Consider the following 15,971-nt stretch of genomic DNA (forward strand, 5'->3'; position numbering starts at 1 on the left):
CCATGACCACCGCCACCACCCGTCACGGCGACCGCCAGGTCAGTCCTGTGTTCGTCGGCATCCTCGCCGTGTCGGCGGTGACCGGCTGGGCCACCTGGACGGGGTTCGCCGCGCAGCCGGGCATCGCGGTGTTCCTGTTCGTGACGGCGGCCTGGATCGTCTCCCTGTGCCTGCACGAGTACGCCCACGCGCGCACCGCCCTGCACGGCGGGGACATCACGGTCGGCGCGAAGGGCTATCTAACGCTGAACCCGCTGAAGTACACGCACGCGCTGCTGAGCATCGTGCTGCCGGTGCTCTTCGTGATCATGGGCGGGATCGGTCTGCCCGGCGGCGCGGTGTTCATCGAGCGGAACCGGATCCGCGGCCGCTGGCGGCACAGCCTGATCTCGGCGGCGGGCCCGCTGACGAACGTGCTGTTCGCTGCGGTGTGCACGGCCCCGTTCTGGCTGCACGCCCTGGACGGCGTGCCCGCGGACTTCCGGTTCGCGCTGGCGTTCCTGGCGCTGCTCCAGGTGACGGCGGCGATCCTGAACTTCCTGCCGGTGCCGGGCCTGGACGGCTACGGCGTGATCGAGCCGTGGCTGTCGTACAAGGTGAAGCGGCAGGTGGAGCCGTACGCGCCGTTCGGCCTGCTCTTCGTGTTCGCCCTGCTGTGGCTGCCGGCGGTCAACGGCGCGTTCTTCGACGTGATCGACGCGATCCTGCGCGCGCTGAACGTGGACTACTTCTCGCAGTACTGCGGACAGGACCTGTACCGGTTCTGGCAGGGCGCCAACGAGTACTGCGCGGTCAGCCCGTGACGGATCCGCTCCGGGTGACCTTGGCCCGCTTCATGTAGTACCAGGTCATGTTGGACGACAGGCCCGCCAGCAGCACCCAGACGATGCCCAGCCAGCTGCCCTGGACGAAGGAGACGACCGCCGCGGCGACGGCGAGGAGGCAGACGGCGAGGGCGTACAGGGCGAGTCGCCGGTCCGGGCTGGGCGGGGGCAGAAGGGACATGGGGTACGGCTCCTTGCGGGGGACACTGCTACGGCGACCAGTGTCCCCCATGCCTCCGGCCCGGCTCACACGTCGGTGACGCGGAGCCCGGCGTGTGCCTTGTACCGGCGGTTGACGGAGATCAGGTTCGCGACCAGCGACTCGACCTGGTGGGCGTTGCGCAGGCGGCCCGCGAAGACGCCCCGCATACCGGGGATGCGCCCGGCCAGCGCCTGCACGGTCTCCACGTCGGCACGCTCCTCGCCGAGCACCATCACGTCGGTGTCGATCTGCTCGATCTCCGGGTCCTGGAGCAGGACGGCCGACAGGTGGTGGAAGGCGGCGGCGACCCGGGAGTCCGGCAGCAGGGCGGCGGCCTGCTCGGCGGCGCTGCCCTCCTCCGGCTTGAGGGCGTAGGCGCCCTTCTTGTCGAAGCCGAGCGGGTTGACGCAGTCCACGACGAGCTTGCCGGCCAGTTCCCCGCGCAGGGACTTCAGCGTGTCGCCGTGGCCCTCCCACGGCACGGCGACGATCACGATGTCGCTGCGGCGCGCGGTCTCGGCGTTGTCGGCGCCCTCGATGCCGTGGCCGAGTTCGTCCGCGGCGGCCCGGGCCCGCTCGGCGGCCCGGGAGCCGATGATCACCTTCTGGCCGGCCCGGGCGAGCCGGTAGGCGAGGCCCTTGCCCTGCGGTCCGGTGCCGCCGAGCACGCCGACGACGTACCCGGAGACGTCGGGCAGGTCCCAGGGGTCCTTGGCGGGGGCCTTCTGTGCGCTGTCGGTAGAGGTCATGGCCCGACTCTACGTCCGTGACCGCCCGGGCCCCGGCTCAGATCAGCCGGTGCACGGGCACCCGGCGGAAGGTGATCGTCTCGTAGGTGCCGAAGTCGCCCGTCTCGTAGAGCAGTCCGGCCGTGTGCGGGTCGACGCGGACGAGGTCGGAGTAGGCGGCGGGCAGCCCGTCGACGGTGAACGCCGTGCGCCAGGTGGTGCCGCCGTCGCGGGAGGCGCGGATCGTCATCAGGGCGCGGGCGGCGGGGTCGGCCGGGGCGGAGAAGAGGAGCACGTCGGGGTCGCGGAGCTGGAGCACGGCGGCCTCGCAGACCGGCGCGGTCAGCCCGGCCTGTGGCCGGAAGGGCTTCACGAGTGTCTTCCCGCCGTCGGTGGAGTGGGCGTCGGCGCGGTTGCCGGGGGACGGCGAGTCGTTGCGGGTGTTCAGATAGACGCGGCCGTCGGGGAGTTCGGCGGCGGTGGTCTCGTTGACGTTGACGTAGCCGTCGGTGTTCTCGTCCAGGTAGCCGAGGTACCAGGTCTCGCCGTGGTCGTCACTGAGCAGGCAGTGCCCGCTGTTGTACCTGGCCTCGGCGCCGGTGTCGGTGCCGGTGGGCGGGACGGTGTGGTTGGCCGGGACGAGGACGCGGCCGGAGGTGAGCTGGAGGGCGTGTCCGGGTGTGGTGGCGTACCAGCGCCAGCCGGGCTTCTTCACCTGGGCGGTGATCTCCTTCGGCGCGGACCAGCTGACCCCGTCGTCGTCGCTGTGCTGCGCCCACACCCGCCGGCCGTCGGCGTCCTTGACCTGGCCGCGCAGGATGGCGGCCTCGGTGGCGGAGGCGGCGGCACGCATGTGCACGAGCAGGATCCGGCCGGTGTCGAGGACGACGGGGGCGGGGTTGCCCGCCAGGTCCGTCCCGTTGCTCGCGGCGACCTGGAGCGGGCCCCAGGTACGGCCGCCGTCGGTGGACCGCTTCTGCACGACGTCGATGTGTCCGTTGTCGGCCGCGGAGGCGACCCGGCCCTCGCAGAAGGCGAGCAGTGTGCCGGACCTGGTGGCGACGACGGCGGGGATGCGGAAGCTGGCGTATCCCTCGTGGCCCGCGCGGAAGGGGACGGTCACGTCGGTCATCGGGCGGCTCCTCACGACCTGGGGCTGGGCCGTGACCATCCCCACTCCGGGCGAATTCGCGGTGAACTCCGGGTCACGAGTGGCCGGTTGCGGCAGGATGCGGTCGCATGGACGCCGTACGGGTCGCGTGGCTGAGGGAAGTGCTCGCCGGGACGGAGTGGCTGGGGGCCACCCGGCGGTTCGCGGGGGTGCTGCGCGGCTCGGTGGTGGCGCACGGAGGCGGCCTGCTGCTGGTGGGCACGCCGGAGTACGAGCCCTGGCACCTGGCGGCGCACCTGGTGGACGAGGCGGCCTGGTCGGGTACGCCCGAGCTGGCGCCGACGCTGGTACGGCATCACGCGCGTCCCTCCGATCCCGCGCATCTGGCGGTCGGGCCGGGCCGGATCGCGGCGGCGCGGCGCGGGGAGACCCTGCTGGTCGTGGCGCCCGAGGAGCCCGCGCCGCTGCTGGAGCGGGTCCACTCGGCGCGGCGGGCCGGGGTGACGGTGCTGGCCCTGGGCGCCGGCGGGGGCGAGCTGGCCGCCATGGCGCACGACACGCTGGTCGTGCCGGAGGGGGCGGAGCTGGACCTGGACACCGTGCAGCACCTGGTGAGCGCGGCGGCGGGCGAGAACGCGGGCCCTCCGAGGGCGCGGCGGGGTTTCCGGGACCGGTTGTCCCAGCTGGCCGAAGCACTGATGGCACCGCCGCGGTCCCCTTGGTGACGCGGCGGCCCCCTGGTGGCCCCGAGTCCCCTTGCTGACGCTCCCGGCCGGACCGTCCGACCCGGCCGGCGGCAAGGGTGCCGGTCAGCTCTCTTCGGTGTCCTCGTCCGCCTGCGCGTCGTGCCAGCGCGGGTCGTTCTCCCACTGGAGGTTGCGCTCGGCGGCGATCTCCATGGCGTGCCGGGCCTCCTCCGGGGAGGCGTACGGACCGAAGCGGTCCTTGCCCGGGCAGTCCGGACCCTCCTCGACCGTCTTGTGCTCCAGGCAGTAGTACCACTCGCCGGGCTTGCCGGCGGTGCGCTTCTTGAACAGGGTCATGACCAGCTCCTCTCGCCACCGACATGTTCCCCCATGTCCGCTGGTTAGACTCGCTGGCATGTCTGGCCAGTCGCTGCTCGTACCAGGGGAACAGTCCCCCATCCGTTCGGTTCCCGGAAACATCCGCCGCCCCGAGTACGTCGGCAAGCCTGCACCGGCGCCGTACACCGGGCCGGAGGTGCAGACCCCCGAGACCATCGAGGCGATGCGGACCGCCGGCCGTATCGCCGCGCGGGCGATGGCGGAGGCCGCGAAGATCATCGCGCCCGGGGTCACCACGGACCAGCTCGACAAGGTCGCCCACGACTACATGTGCGACCACGGTGCCTACCCGTCCACGCTCGGTTACCGCGGCTTCCCCAAGTCGCTGTGCACCTCGGTCAACGAGGTCATCTGCCACGGCATCCCGGACTCGACGGTCCTCAGGGACGGCGACATCGTCAACCTGGACGTGACGGCGTACATCGGCGGGGTGCACGGCGACAACAACGCCACCTACCTGGTGGGTGACGTGGACGAGGAGTCGCGGCTGCTGGTGGAGCGCACCCGCGAGTCCCTGGACCGCGCGATCAAGGCCGTGAAGCCCGGCCGGCAGATCAACGTCATCGGCCGGGTCATCGAGTCGTACGCCAAGCGCTTCGGCTACGGCGTCGTCCGTGACTTCACCGGTCACGGCATCAACTCGTCGTTCCACTCCGGGCTGATCGTCCCGCACTACGACAGCCCGCACGCGACGACCGTGATGCAGCCGGGCATGACGTTCACGATCGAGCCGATGCTGACGCTGGGCAGCCACGAGTACGACATGTGGGACGACGGCTGGACGGTCGTGACGAAGGACCGCAGGCGGACCGCGCAGTTCGAGCACACCCTGGTCGTGACGGACTCCGGCGCGGAGATCCTGACCCTGCCCTGAGCCGGCCCGCTCCCCGGCCGCCGCTGCGAAGCCCGTCCCCCTGCCGGGGGCGGGCTTTCTCTTGTAGCCTTTTACCGACAGACTGTCGGGAAACTTACCGGCATGAGGTCGGCAAGAGCGTGTACTCGGCAACCCTCACCTCGGAACGGGGCCGCATGGACTCCTTCTCGTCCCTCATCCGGACCGCGTCGCACGAGCAGCACAGGGAGGCGGAGACCTCGACGTTCATGAGCGACCTGCTCGGCGGCCGGCTCGGCGTCACGGCCTACGCGCGCTACACCGAGCAGCTGTGGTTCGTCTACGAGGCCCTGGAGAGCACGGCCGCACGGCCGGCCGCGGATCCGCTGGCCGGCCCCTTCGTCCGGCCGGAGCTGTTCCGGCTACCCGCGCTGGAGCGGGATCTGGCACATCTGCGGGGCCCGGACTGGCGGACGGGCCTGAGCGCCCTGCCGGCGACCCGGGCGTACGCGGACCGGGTGCGGGAGTGCGCCGAACACTGGCCCGGCGGTTACGTCGCCCACCACTACACCCGCTACCTCGGCGACCTCTCCGGCGGCCAGATCATCCGGGACAGGGCGGAGAAGACGTGGGGCTTCGCCAGGAAGGGCGACGGGGTCCGCTTCTACGTCTTCGAGCGGATCGCCAACCCCGCCGCGTTCAAGCGGGGTTACCGGCAGCTGCTGGACGGCATCGGCGCCGACGAGCTGGAGCGGCAGCGCATCGTCGGCGAGTGCAGGCGGGCGTTCGCACTGAACACGGACGTCTTGCGGGCCCTGGGCGAGGAGTTCCCGCTGAGCGCCTAGGTGCACTCGGCCCACAGGTCGGTGACTCGCGCCGGTAGCTGAAGTCCTCGTACTGGACGTACTCGGGCTTGCGCGCGGTGCGGCGCCCTAGGAGTCGAGGAAGACCCGGCCGCCGACCTCCACCCAGCCGTGCGGCTGCGGGGCGGTGAGGATCTGGGAGCCGCGGCCCTGGGTGATGTTCAGGGCCCGGCCCAGCCGGTCGGTGAGCAGCAGCGCCGCCGCGCCCGTCGCCTCGTCCTCCTCGATGCCGTCGCCGCGGCCGGGGAAGGCGCGGGCACGGACGCGCCCGGCCGCCTCGTCCTCCCAGGCCCAGGCGTACAGCCACTCCCCGAGCGGCGGCACGTCCAGCGCGTCCACCTCGGCGGCGCTCGCGTACCGGCGCAGGGTGCGCGGCGGCGCCCACTCGGGGCGGGCCTCGATCCAGGTGAACTCGCCGTCCAGCCGGGCTCCGACGACCCCGGCGGGGGTGACGAGTTCGGGCACGTCGAGCAGCCAGGCCGTGCCCACGCAGGGGTGGCCGGCGAAGGGCAGGCGCAGGGCGGGGGTGTAGATGTCGATCACGCCGCGCTCGGGGTCGTCCACGAAGACGGTCTCGCTGAAGCCGAGTTTGGCCGCCAGCTCCTGCCGGTCGCTCCGCCCGGGCAGCACCGAGCCGTCGCGGACGACACCCAGCTCGTTGCCGTAGCCGCCGTCCGGTCCGCAGAAGACGCGGAGTACGTCGTAGTCAGTCACCGGGGCATTGAAACACCGCCGCCCTCGTGCGCGCCTGCCCGGCGTTCCGGGCATCGCGGTCGAGCCGCGCGCGGGCCCCTCCCTGAGAGCTGAATCACGACCCCGAGGGGTATGGCTGAGGTAAGGCTCATGTAAGTTAGGGCAGCCTCACCACACCAGATTCGCTTGGAGCCCGCATGCGAGCCGTCCGACTGACCGTCACCGCCGCCGCGACCGCGGCGGCTCTGACCGCCCTTTCGGCCTGCACCGCCAAGAGCGATGCCGAGGACGGCAATGCCATCCACGTCACGGCCGCCGACTCGAAGTGCGAGACCTCGGCCGAGTCCGTGCCGGCCGGGCACGTCACGCTCAAGATCGAGAACACGGGCTCGCAAGCCACCGAGGTCGAGATCCTCTTCCCGGACGACCGGATCGTCTCCGAGAAGGAGAACATCGGCCCGGGCACCAAGTACACGCTCACCGCCGAGGTGAAGGCCGGTTCGTACGAGATCGCCTGCCGCCCCGGTATGAAGGGCCACGGCGTGCGGCAGAAGCTCACCGTGAGCGGCTCGGGCACCGCCGCCCAGCGGAACCCGAAGCTGGACCAGGCGGTCGCGGACTACCGCCAGTACGCCCAGGACCAGGCCGACGCCACCGTGCCGCTCGCCGAGGCGTTCGCCAAGGCGATCAAGGACGGTGACCTCGACGCCGCCAAGAAGGCGTACGCCCCCTCCCGCCTCGGCTGGGAGCGCACCGAGCCGGTCGCCGAGTCCTTCGGTGACATCGACCCCAAGACCGACACCCGCGCCGACGGCCTGGAGAAGGGCCAGAAGTGGACCGGCTGGCACCGGCTGGAGAAGGCCCTCTGGCAGGACAAGAGGATCGGCGCCGAGGAGAAGAGCCTCGCCGGTCAGCTCGTCACCGACCTGAAGGACTGGCAGAAGCGGGTCGGCACGGCCTCGATCACCCCGACCTCCATGGCCAACGGCGCCAAGGAGCTGCTCGACGAGGTCGCCACCGGCAAGGTCACCGGTGAGGAGGACCGGTACGCGCACACCGACCTGGTCGACTTCAAGGGCAACGTCGAGGGCGCCCAGAAGGCCTACGAGCTGCTGAAGCCGGTCGCCGCGAAGAACGACCCGGCGCTGGCCAGGGAACTGGACAAGCAGTTCGCGGCGCTGGAAACGCTGCTGGACACGTACCGCAAGGACAAGACGTCGTACGACTTCGTCTCCTACGACAAGGTCGGCAAGGAACAGCGCAAGGAGCTGTCGGACGCGGTGAACGCCCTCGCCGAGCCGCTGTCCAAGCTGGCCGCCGCGGTCGCGAAGTAACACGGAGGGAAGGGCGATGACCGAGACCCAGGGGACCGCTCCGTCCCGCCGGGCGCTGATCGGCTGGGGCGGGGCCGGGCTCGCGCTCGGCGCCGCCGCGGCCGGTGGCGCGGTGGCGATGGCCAAGGCGGGCGACGACATGAACCCGGCCGCCGCCGAGACGGGCGGTGCCGTCGAGTTCCACGGCGCGCACCAGGCGGGCATCGCCACGCCCGTGCAGGACCGGCTGCACTTCGCCGCGTTCGACGTGAAGACCGACGACCGGGCCGAGTTCGTGCAGCTGCTGAAGGACTGGACGGCGGCGGCCCGGCGGATGACCGCCGGGCAGGCGGTCGGTGACGGCGCCTACGGCGGACTCGCCGAGGCGCCCCCGGACGACACCGGCGAGGCCCTGGGCCTCAAGCCCTCGCGGCTGACCCTCACCATCGGGTTCGGGCCCTCGTTCTTCGAGAGGTTCGGCCTGCACGACCGGCGCCCGGCGGCCCTCGCCGACCTGCCGCAGTTCCCCGGCGACAACCTGGACCGGTCCCGCACCGGCGGCGACCTGTGCGTCCAGGCGTGCGCCGACGACCCGCAGGTGGCCGTGCACGCCATCCGCAACCTGGCCCGGATCGGCTTCGGCAAGGTCGCCATCCGCTGGTCGCAGCTGGGCTTCGGCAAGACCTCGTCGACCACCCCGGACGAGCAGACCCCGCGCAACCTCATGGGCTTCAAGGACGGCACCCGCAACATCGCGGGCACCGAGACCGACCGGCTGAAGAAGTTCGTGTGGGTCGGCGAGGGGGACGGCGACGAGCGGACGTCCTGGATGACCGGGGGGTCGTACCTGGTCGCCCGGCGCATCCGGATGAACATCGAGACCTGGGACCGCGCCTCGCTGCAGGAGCAGGAGGACGTGTTCGGCCGGGACAAGCGCGAGGGCGCCCCGGTCGGCAAGGCCCGGGAGCGCGACGAGCCGTTCCTGAAGGCGATGAAGCCGGACGCGCACGTGCGGCTCGCCCACCCCGACTCCAACGGCGGGGTCACCATCCTGCGCCGCGGCTACTCCTTCACGGACGGCACCGACGGCCTCGGCCGGCTCGACGCGGGCCTGTTCTTCCTCGCCTACCAGCGGGACGTGCGCAAGGGCTTCATCCCGCTCCAGCGCAGGCTGTCGGCGCAGGACGCGCTCAACGAGTACATCCAGCACGTGGGTTCGGCGGTCTTCGCGGTACCCCCTGGCGTCCGGGACTCCGGCGACTGGTGGGGCCGCACGCTGTTCTCGAAGGAGGCGTAGCCCGTGTTCTCCAACTACCTGATCGGCCTGCGCGAGGGGCTCGAGGCGTCGCTCGTCGTCTGCATCCTGATCGCCTACCTGGTCAAGACCGGCCGCCGGGACGCCCTGCGGCCGATCTGGACCGGTATCGGCATCGCCGTCGCCATCGCCATGGGCTTCGGCTGCGCCCTGGAGTTCGGCTCCCAGGAGATGACGTTCGAGGCGCAGGAGGCGCTCGGCGGCTCCCTGTCCATCCTCGCCGTGGGCCTGGTGACCTGGATGGTGTTCTGGATGCGGCGCACCGCCCGGCACCTGAAGGCGGAGCTGCACGGCAAGCTGGACGCGGCCCTCGCCCTGGGCACGGGCGCGCTGGTCGCCACCGCGTTCCTCGCCGTGGGCCGCGAGGGCCTGGAGACCGCGCTGTTCGTCTGGGCGTCGGTGCACGCCGCCTCCGACGGCACCCCGCGCCCCCTGGTCGGGGTGGCCCTCGGTCTCGCCACGGCCGTCCTCCTCGGCTGGCTGTTCTACCGGGGCGCGTTGAAGATCAACCTGGCCAAGTTCTTCACCTGGACCGGCGGCATGCTGGTCGTGGTCGCTGCGGGCGTGCTCGCGTACGGCGTCCACGACCTGCAGGAGGCCGACTGGATCCCCGGCCTGACCGACCTGGCCTTCGACATCAGCGGCACGATCCCGCCGACCAGCTGGTACGGCACCCTGCTGAAGGGCGTCTTCAACTTCCAGCCGGACCCGACGGTCCTGCAGATCACGGTGTGGGCGCTGTACCTGGTCCCGGTGCTCGCGCTGTTCCTCTCCCCGGTAGGGTTCGCCTCCGGGAAGGGGAAGGTGAAGGAGCCCGATGACCAGGGAACGCGGCCGTCGACTGCCTCGCAGGCGTGACCGGAACGCACTCATAGCGGCCTCACTGACCGCTTTGTCGCTGACGGCGAGCGGATGCGTGGTGGTGCACGGGGAGCGCGCGGTGCTGCCCGCCGCCACCCGTGCCGAGGCCGCCACGGCGCTCACCGCGTTCACGGACGCGTACAACAAGGCCGACAAGACCTACGACAGCTCCGTGGACGCGCCCTACGTCACCGGCGCCCTCGCCGACATCGACTCCGCCCGGCTGACGGCCGGGCACGTCAACAGCCCATCCGGGAACACGCACCACACCCCGCTGACGCTGACGGACGTACACCTCACGATCCCGAAGAAGGCCGGCTGGCCGCGCTGGTTCGTCGCCGACGCCAAGGGCAACAAGGGCGGCGACTTCCGCTGGGTGCTGGTGTTCACCCGCGGCGACCTCGGCGAGCGGTGGCAGGTGGCCCATCTGACGCTCATGGCGCCCGGGACCGTGCCGGAGTTCACGACGGACAAGGACGGCTGGGCCGAGGCCGTGCCGGCCGATTCCGCACAGCTGGCCGTCCGGCCCGATGAGTTGAGCCGGCGGTACACGGCCTACCTGAAGAGCGGCGGGAAGGACTTCGCGGACAGCCCCAACACCAGCGGCTTGCGCGCGGAGCGCAGGAAGGCGGCCGAACGGCCCGGCCTGGTGCGGCAGTTCATCGACGAGCCGCTCGGCCACGGCGACTACGCCCCGCTCGCGCTGCGCACCAAGGACGGCGGGGCGCTGGTGTTCTTCACCACGCACCACTACCAGAAGCAGACCGCCGCGGCGGGCACCTCGGTACCGGTTCCGGACAAGGACGTGCTGGCCCTGACCAAGGGTGAGGTGAAGCAGTCGCTGATGCTGGAGTCGATCGCCGACCAGGCGGCCCTGGACCCGCCGGCGGGCCGCGGTCCGGTGCAGGTGCTGGCCCGGCTCCAGGGACTCACGGCCGCCCAGGGCGGGTGACCGCCCGGGCCGGGCCTCAGTGCCGCGGGGGCCAGGTCGCGCCCTGGTGCCCGGCGTCGGTGCCCGCGTACCGGGCGCAGGCGTCGGTGAGCGCCTCCAGCAGGGTCAGCGGGTCGGGCAGCGGGTGCTCGGAGCCCCGCACCCAGCGCACCCGCTGGTCGTCGCCGGGGAGCCGGGCGGGCGGTACGAGGACGTAGGAGCCCCGGCAGTGCCAGCGCAGGCCGGGGTGCTCGTCCATCGTCTCCGGGTGGCAGTCCAGCTCGCAGGGCCACCACTCGTCCTCGTCCTCGGGGGTGCCCCGGGTGAGGGTGAAGAACAGCATGCGGCCGTCGTCGCTCTCGGCGACCGGTCCGACCTCGACGCCGGAGCCGAGCAGCCGGTCCAGGGCCTCGCGGCCGGCCTGGAGGGGCACGTCGAGGACGTCGTGCACCATGCCGGTGGCGGTGATGAAGTTGGCCTCGGGCTGGTGCCGGGCCCAGCGCTCGATCTGGGCGCGGTCGGTGGTGGACTGCGTCTGCCAGGCGAACGACACCGGGTGCCGGGCCGGGGTGGGGCAGCCGACGCGGTCGCACGAGCAGCGGTAGCCCGGCGCGGGGTGCGCGGCCGGGGCGAGCGGCAGGCCCGCGCCGGCGGCGGCGAGCAGCAGGGCCTCACGGTCGCCCTCGCCGGCGCCGGCCTCCTTCGGGCGGCGTCCGCGCAGCCACTGGGAGAGTTTGCCCTGCCGGCCGCTCCGGCCGCCGAACGTCGCGCTCATCTATCCCCTCGGTCCGGGTGGTCGCCTCGCTGCTGTCCGGACAGCATGCCTCATCGTCCCATCCTCGCGTGCTCCGGGGGGCCGCGGGACGGTTCGGGCGGAACCGGACGAGACGCTCCTCACACCCGCCGGGCGGGGCCGGCCGCGGGGCGCGCGGCGGGGCGGCGTGGGGCGATTCCGTGCAGCGCGTACTCGACGAGGGTGTCCGTGTAGTCGTACGAGATCGGCCCGGTCCGTTGCAGCCACCGCTGCGCGAGCGGCGAGACGAACAGCTCCAGGGCGATCCGGGGGTCCACGTCCCCGCGCACCTCCCCGGTGCCCTGCGCGGCGCGCAGCCGTGCGACGTACAGCTGGAGCTGCGGTTCCAGGAGCTTGCTCACGAACTCACGGCCGACCTGCTCGTTGACCAGTCCCTCCGCGGCCAGCGCCCGTGACGGCACCTCGAAGCGCGGGTCGAGCAGCTCGTCCACCGTGGCCCGCAGCACCGCCTTGAGGTCGGCGGCCAGGTCTCCGGTGTCCGGGATGGCGTACGGCTCCTGCCCCGCCGTCCGGGCCACCTGCTCGCCGAGGTCCAGGAACGCCTCCAGCAGTACGTCCGCCTTGGACGACCACCACCGGTAGATGGTCTGCTTGCCGACCCCCGCGCGGGCGGCGATGCCCTCGACGGTGGTCCTGGGGTAGCCGACCTCGCCGACCAGGGCGAGGGCCGCGTCGTAGATCGCCCGGCGGGACTTCTCGCTGCGGCGGGTGGCGTCGGGGGCGGGCTTGTCGACCATGGGGTCGAAAGTAACAAGCGGCGGGAGCGGTTACGACACGGAGTCGGGCGGCGGCCAGGCGTCGCCCCAGTCGGCGTCCCGGGCCGCCTTGTACAGGTCGCCGTGGCGTTTGGTGACCGTCGTGCGGCGCAGTCGCTCCTCGGCCTCGCACAGGTCGAGCAGCACCTGGCCCTTGCGGATCTGCGGGCGCCGGACCACCCGGGCGGGGGCCGGCTCGGCGGGCAGCCGGGTGGCGGCGACGTAGGAGAACTTCTCGTCCTCGTAGGCCAGGGAGCCGCCCTTGACCTGGCGGTGCAGGGAGGAGCGGCCGACCCGGGCGGAGAAGTGGCACCAGTCCGTGCCGGGCACGATGGGGCAGCCGGCGCTGTGCGGGCAGGGGGCGGCGATCCGGAATCCGGCCCGGATCAGCCGGTCGCGGGCCTCGATGACGCGGTCGTAGCCGGCCGGGGTGCCGGCCTCGACGATCACGACGGCCCGCGCGGCGCCGGCCGCGGCGTCGACGAGGGCGGACCGGTCGGCCGGGGAGAGTTCGTTGAGGACGTAGGACACCGTGACCAGGTCGGTGGCGTCCAGGGCGAGGTCCGCCCCGATCCGGGCGCGCTGCCAGCGGGCGCCTCGCAGGTCCGGGTTGGCGGCGGCGATCTCCCGGCCGAGGGCGAGGGCGGGCTCGGCCCAGTCCAGCACCGTCACCTCGCGCCCGCCGGGCCAGGTGGCCGAGACGGCCCAGGTGGCGGCGCCGGTGCCGCCGCCGACGTCGACATGGCTGCCGGGCGTCCAGCCGGGGACGGCCTCGGCGAACGCCTCCAGCGCACGGCGGACCGCCTCGAAGGTGGCGGGCATGCGGTAGGCGGCGTACGCGGCGACGTCGGCGCGGTCGCGGAGGATCGGCGCGTGGGTGGGGGTGGCTCCGCGGTAGTTGGCGATGAGCCGGTCCACGGCGGCGGTCATCTCCGTGGGCGGCAGACCGTCGAGCAGTTCGGCCAGTGCGGTGCGGAGGGGGTCGTTCACCCGGCGATTCTACGGCGCCGCACACCGACGAAGACCCGCCCGGGGGGCGGCCTGCCGGGGGGCGGGCTGCCGGGGGGCGGCCTGCCGGGGGGCGGGCTGCCCGGTGGCGGGCTGCCCGGTGGCGGGCTGCCCGGGAGGTGGGCTGCCGGGAGGTGGGCTGCCGGGAGGTGAGCTGCCGGGAGGTGGGCTGGCCGGGGGCGGGGTCAGATCACCGCTCGGGCCAGCCTTGTCGCCAGCCGCGCTCGGGGCCCGCTGTCCGGCGGTCGGCGTCTTGGGTGGACCGTGTTGGCCAGCAGGACCAGGAAGGTGTCCGTCGCCGGGTCCAGTACCAGGGAGGTGCCGGTGAAGCCGGTGTGGCCCGCCGCGCCGCCGCCCGCCAGCTCGCCCATGAACCACGGCTGGTCCAGGGCGAAGCCCAGCCCGGGCGGGGTGAACAGCAGCTCCACGAAGTCCGGGCCGAGGATGCGCGCGGGGCCGTAGGAGCCGCCGCAGAGCAGGGCGCGGCAGAAGACGGCGAGGTCGGGCGCGGTGGAGAACAGGCCCGCGTGGCCGGCGACCCCCCCGAGCGCCCAGGCGTTCTCGTCGTGCACCACGCCCCGCAGCATGCCCCGGTCGGCCCTGGCCCACGGCCGCCGCTGGTCCTCGGTGGCCGCCGCGCCCGGGCAGGGCCCGAAAGCGGTGGCGGTCATGCCGAGCGGCCGGGTGATGCCGTCCTGGACGAGGACGTCGAGGGAGCGGCCGGTGCTGCGTTCCAGCACGAACTGGAGCAGGAGCAGGTTCAGGTCCGAGTACACGTACCGGCCCGGCTCGGTCACCGGTGCCTCGGCGCGCAGCAGGGCCAGCCGGCCGGCGTCGTCGGGGCAGTCGTACAGGGGCAGTTCGGGGCGCAGCCCGGAGGTGTGGGTGAGCAGCTGCCGTACCGTGACGCCGTACACGGCGGCCGCGTGGAAGTCGGGCAGGTAGTCGCCGACGCGGGCGTCGATGCCGAGGGTGCCGCGCTCGATCTGCTGCACGGCGGCGACGGACGTGAACAGCTTGGTGAGGGAGGCCAGGTCGAAGGGGGTGGCGACGGTGGCCGGGACCCGGGCGGCGGGCGGCAGCTCGACGCCGGTGCCGGTCTCGGGGTCGTAGGAGGCGTAGCGCACCGCCCAGCCCGCGGCCTCGGCCACGGCGATCACGGGTCCGCGGCCGGCCAGCACGACGGCGCCGGCCGCCCAGGGGCGGTCACCGGCGGTCAGGGCGCGCGCCTCGGCGACCAGGTGTCCGAGCTCGACGGCGTCGAGCCCGGCCCGTTCCGGGGTGCCGGCGCGCAGTCTCGGTGCGCTCAGCTCTCGTCTCCCTCCGACCCGGCACGGGATCTCTCCCGTGCCGTCCAGGGACGGCACATTCCCACGAAGCAGGCCGCCGCGACCAGTGCTCCCGCCAGTTGGACGACGGCCATGGGGACGGCGGTGTGCTCTCCGGCGATCCCGACGAGCGGGGAGGCGACCGCGCCGACGAGGAAGGAGGAGGTGCCGAGCAGCGCGGAGGCGGAGCCGGCGGCGTGCCGGGTGCGCAGCAGGGCGAGGGACTGGGCGTTGGGCAGGGTGATGCCCATCGCGGACATCAGGACGAACAGGGCGGCGGCGACCGGGACGAGGCCGACCTCGCCGAGGGCCCCGGAGGTCATCAGCAGCAGGGCGGCCGACGCGAGCACGATCACCGCCAGGCCGGTCGCGAGGACCTTGTCCAGGCTGACCCGGCCGACGAGGACCTTGCCGTTGACCTGGCCCGCGATCATCAGGCCCACGGAGTTGACGCCGAACAGCAGGCTGAAGGTCTGCGGGGAGGCGCCGTAGATCTCCTGGATCACGAACGGGGAGGCGGATATGTAGGCGAAGAGCGCGGCGAAGGCGAAGCCGCCGGCGAGTGTGTAGCCGGTGAAGGGCAGGTCGGTGAGGAGGCCGCGCATCGCGCGCAGAGCCTGGCCGACTCCGCCGCCGTGCCGGTCGGCGGGCGCCAGTGTCTCGGGCAGCCGCCGCCAGACGACGGCGGCGAGCAGGGCTCCGACGACCGTGAGGACCACGAACACGCCCCGCCAGTCGGTCACCCGCAGGATCTGTCCGCCGATCAGCGGGGCCACGATGGGGGCGACTCCGGAGATCAGCATGAGGGTGGAGAAGAAGCGGGCCATGGCCATGCCGTCGTACAGGTCGCGTACGACGGCCCGGGCGATGACGATGCCGGCCGCCCCCGCGAGGCCCTGGACCAGCCGGAAGGCGACCAGCGTCCCGATGTCGGGCGCGAAGGCGCACAGGGCGGTGGCGAGGAGGTAGACGGCGAGGCCGGCCAGGAGCGGGCGGCGGCGGCCCCAGCGGTCGCTCATCGGGCCCACGACGAGCTGCCCGAGCGCCATGCCGGCCAGGCAGGAGGTGAGGGTGAGCTGGACGGTGGCGGCGGGGGCGTGCAGGGTGCGGGTGACCTCCGGCAGGGACGGGAGGTACATGTCCATGGCGAGCGGGGGTGTGGCGGTGAGGCCGCCGAGGACGACGGTGACGAGCAGGCCGGTACGGCGGGTGGCGGCCGGGTGCCGGGCGGTGGACATGTGGTCCGTCTCCGGTGTCGGCGCCGCCGCGTGCTCGGGCATGTGTCCCTCCCTCTCGTTCTGAACAGGC

The 15,971-nt window shown here is 72.9% G+C and carries 18 protein-coding genes; 8 read left to right on the forward strand and 10 right to left on the reverse strand.

The genetic code is table 11. The annotated features are described in order from the left end of the window. Positions 1-2 precede the first annotated feature (2 nt). Positions 3-803, forward strand: a complete 801-nt coding sequence (locus tag AB0B40_RS16305) for a site-2 protease family protein (RefSeq protein ID WP_362264160.1) — start codon at positions 3-5, stop codon at positions 801-803. Here AB0B40_RS16305 and AB0B40_RS16310 read toward each other — a convergent pair. The 3 genes from AB0B40_RS16310 to AB0B40_RS16320 are packed head-to-tail and all read right to left on the reverse strand — an operon-like array spanning position 793 to position 2,886. Further along, positions 793-1,056, reverse strand: coding sequence for a hypothetical protein (locus AB0B40_RS16310; RefSeq protein WP_362264161.1), 264 nt, complete (start codon positions 1,054-1,056; stop codon positions 793-795). The genes AB0B40_RS16305 and AB0B40_RS16310 overlap by 11 nt on opposite strands. Positions 1,057-1,070: 14 nt before the next feature. Then, positions 1,071-1,775, reverse strand: a complete 705-nt coding sequence (npdG, locus tag AB0B40_RS16315; protein WP_345046923.1) for an NADPH-dependent F420 reductase — start codon at positions 1,773-1,775, stop codon at positions 1,071-1,073. A 37-nt stretch (positions 1,776-1,812) separates the two neighbouring features. After that, complete coding sequence (locus AB0B40_RS16320) at positions 1,813-2,886, reverse strand: sialidase family protein (RefSeq protein WP_362264162.1); 1,074 nt, start codon at positions 2,884-2,886, stop codon at positions 1,813-1,815. A 107-nt stretch (positions 2,887-2,993) separates the two neighbouring features. Between AB0B40_RS16320 and AB0B40_RS16325 the strand changes: the two genes are divergently transcribed. After that, positions 2,994-3,590 carry a hypothetical protein gene (locus AB0B40_RS16325; RefSeq protein WP_345046925.1) on the forward strand — a complete coding sequence of 199 codons (597 nt, stop codon included), beginning with the start codon at positions 2,994-2,996 and terminating at the stop codon, positions 3,588-3,590. An 84-nt stretch (positions 3,591-3,674) separates the two neighbouring features. Here the strand turns inward: AB0B40_RS16325 and AB0B40_RS16330 are convergent, their stop codons facing one another. Then, positions 3,675-3,908 (reverse strand): hypothetical protein, encoded by a 234-nt coding sequence (locus AB0B40_RS16330; protein WP_345046926.1) that lies wholly within the window; start codon positions 3,906-3,908, stop codon positions 3,675-3,677. A gap of 58 nt (positions 3,909-3,966) precedes the next feature. On the opposite strand from AB0B40_RS16330, the gene map reads away from it, so the two are divergent. After that, complete coding sequence (gene map / locus AB0B40_RS16335; protein WP_345046927.1) at positions 3,967-4,824, forward strand: type I methionyl aminopeptidase; 858 nt, start codon at positions 3,967-3,969, stop codon at positions 4,822-4,824. A 155-nt stretch (positions 4,825-4,979) separates the two neighbouring features. Continuing rightward, positions 4,980-5,627: a biliverdin-producing heme oxygenase gene (locus AB0B40_RS16340; RefSeq protein WP_345046929.1), complete on the forward strand. Its 648-nt coding sequence runs from the start codon at positions 4,980-4,982 to the stop codon at positions 5,625-5,627. Positions 5,628-5,714: 87 nt separating this feature from the next. Here AB0B40_RS16340 and AB0B40_RS16345 read toward each other — a convergent pair whose 3' ends face one another. Next, entirely contained in the window at positions 5,715-6,359 is a 645-nt protein-coding gene (locus AB0B40_RS16345) for a PhzF family phenazine biosynthesis protein (protein ID WP_345046930.1), read from the reverse strand. A gap of 176 nt (positions 6,360-6,535) precedes the next feature. On the opposite strand from AB0B40_RS16345, the gene efeO reads away from it, so the two are divergent. Genes efeO through AB0B40_RS16365 form a run of 4 tightly spaced genes read left to right on the forward strand, consistent with a single transcriptional unit; the run spans position 6,536 to position 10,779 of the window. Then, positions 6,536-7,672 carry an iron uptake system protein EfeO gene (gene efeO, locus AB0B40_RS16350; RefSeq protein ID WP_362264163.1) on the forward strand — a complete coding sequence of 379 codons (1,137 nt, stop codon included), beginning with the start codon at positions 6,536-6,538 and terminating at the stop codon, positions 7,670-7,672. A gap of 16 nt (positions 7,673-7,688) precedes the next feature. Continuing rightward, positions 7,689-8,948: an iron uptake transporter deferrochelatase/peroxidase subunit gene (efeB, locus tag AB0B40_RS16355; protein WP_345046933.1), complete on the forward strand. Its 1,260-nt coding sequence runs from the start codon at positions 7,689-7,691 to the stop codon at positions 8,946-8,948. A gap of 3 nt (positions 8,949-8,951) precedes the next feature. Further along, positions 8,952-9,824: an iron uptake transporter permease EfeU gene (efeU, locus tag AB0B40_RS16360; protein ID WP_345046935.1), complete on the forward strand. Its 873-nt coding sequence runs from the start codon at positions 8,952-8,954 to the stop codon at positions 9,822-9,824. Beyond that, entirely contained in the window at positions 9,784-10,779 is a 996-nt protein-coding gene (locus AB0B40_RS16365; RefSeq protein ID WP_362264164.1) for a hypothetical protein, read from the forward strand. Before efeU ends, AB0B40_RS16365 begins: the two co-directional genes overlap by 41 nt. A 16-nt stretch (positions 10,780-10,795) precedes the next feature. Here the strand turns inward: AB0B40_RS16365 and AB0B40_RS16370 are convergent, their stop codons facing one another. The 5 genes from AB0B40_RS16370 to AB0B40_RS16390 form a co-directional block, all read right to left on the reverse strand. After that, complete coding sequence (locus AB0B40_RS16370; protein WP_345046937.1) at positions 10,796-11,533, reverse strand: bifunctional DNA primase/polymerase; 738 nt, start codon at positions 11,531-11,533, stop codon at positions 10,796-10,798. Positions 11,534-11,652: 119 nt separating this feature from the next. Further along, a complete protein-coding gene (locus AB0B40_RS16375) occupies positions 11,653-12,309 on the reverse strand; it encodes a TetR/AcrR family transcriptional regulator (protein ID WP_362264165.1) in 657 nt (218 codons plus the stop codon). A 30-nt stretch (positions 12,310-12,339) separates the two neighbouring features. Continuing rightward, complete coding sequence (locus AB0B40_RS16380) at positions 12,340-13,257, reverse strand: small ribosomal subunit Rsm22 family protein (protein ID WP_345047016.1); 918 nt, start codon at positions 13,255-13,257, stop codon at positions 12,340-12,342. Between the two features lie 263 nt (positions 13,258-13,520). After that, positions 13,521-14,702: a serine hydrolase domain-containing protein gene (locus tag AB0B40_RS16385; protein WP_362264166.1), complete on the reverse strand. Its 1,182-nt coding sequence runs from the start codon at positions 14,700-14,702 to the stop codon at positions 13,521-13,523. Continuing rightward, on the reverse strand, positions 14,642-15,901 hold the full coding sequence (locus tag AB0B40_RS16390; RefSeq protein ID WP_345047017.1) for a multidrug effflux MFS transporter: 1,260 nt from the start codon (positions 15,899-15,901) through the stop codon (positions 14,642-14,644). Before AB0B40_RS16390 ends, AB0B40_RS16385 begins: the two co-directional genes overlap by 61 nt. Positions 15,902-15,971: the final 70 nt, after the last annotated feature.

It is taken from the genome of Streptomyces sp. NPDC042638 (assembly GCF_040647235.1).
Taxonomy (GTDB): Bacteria; Actinomycetota; Actinomycetes; order Streptomycetales; family Streptomycetaceae; genus Streptomyces; species Streptomyces rameus.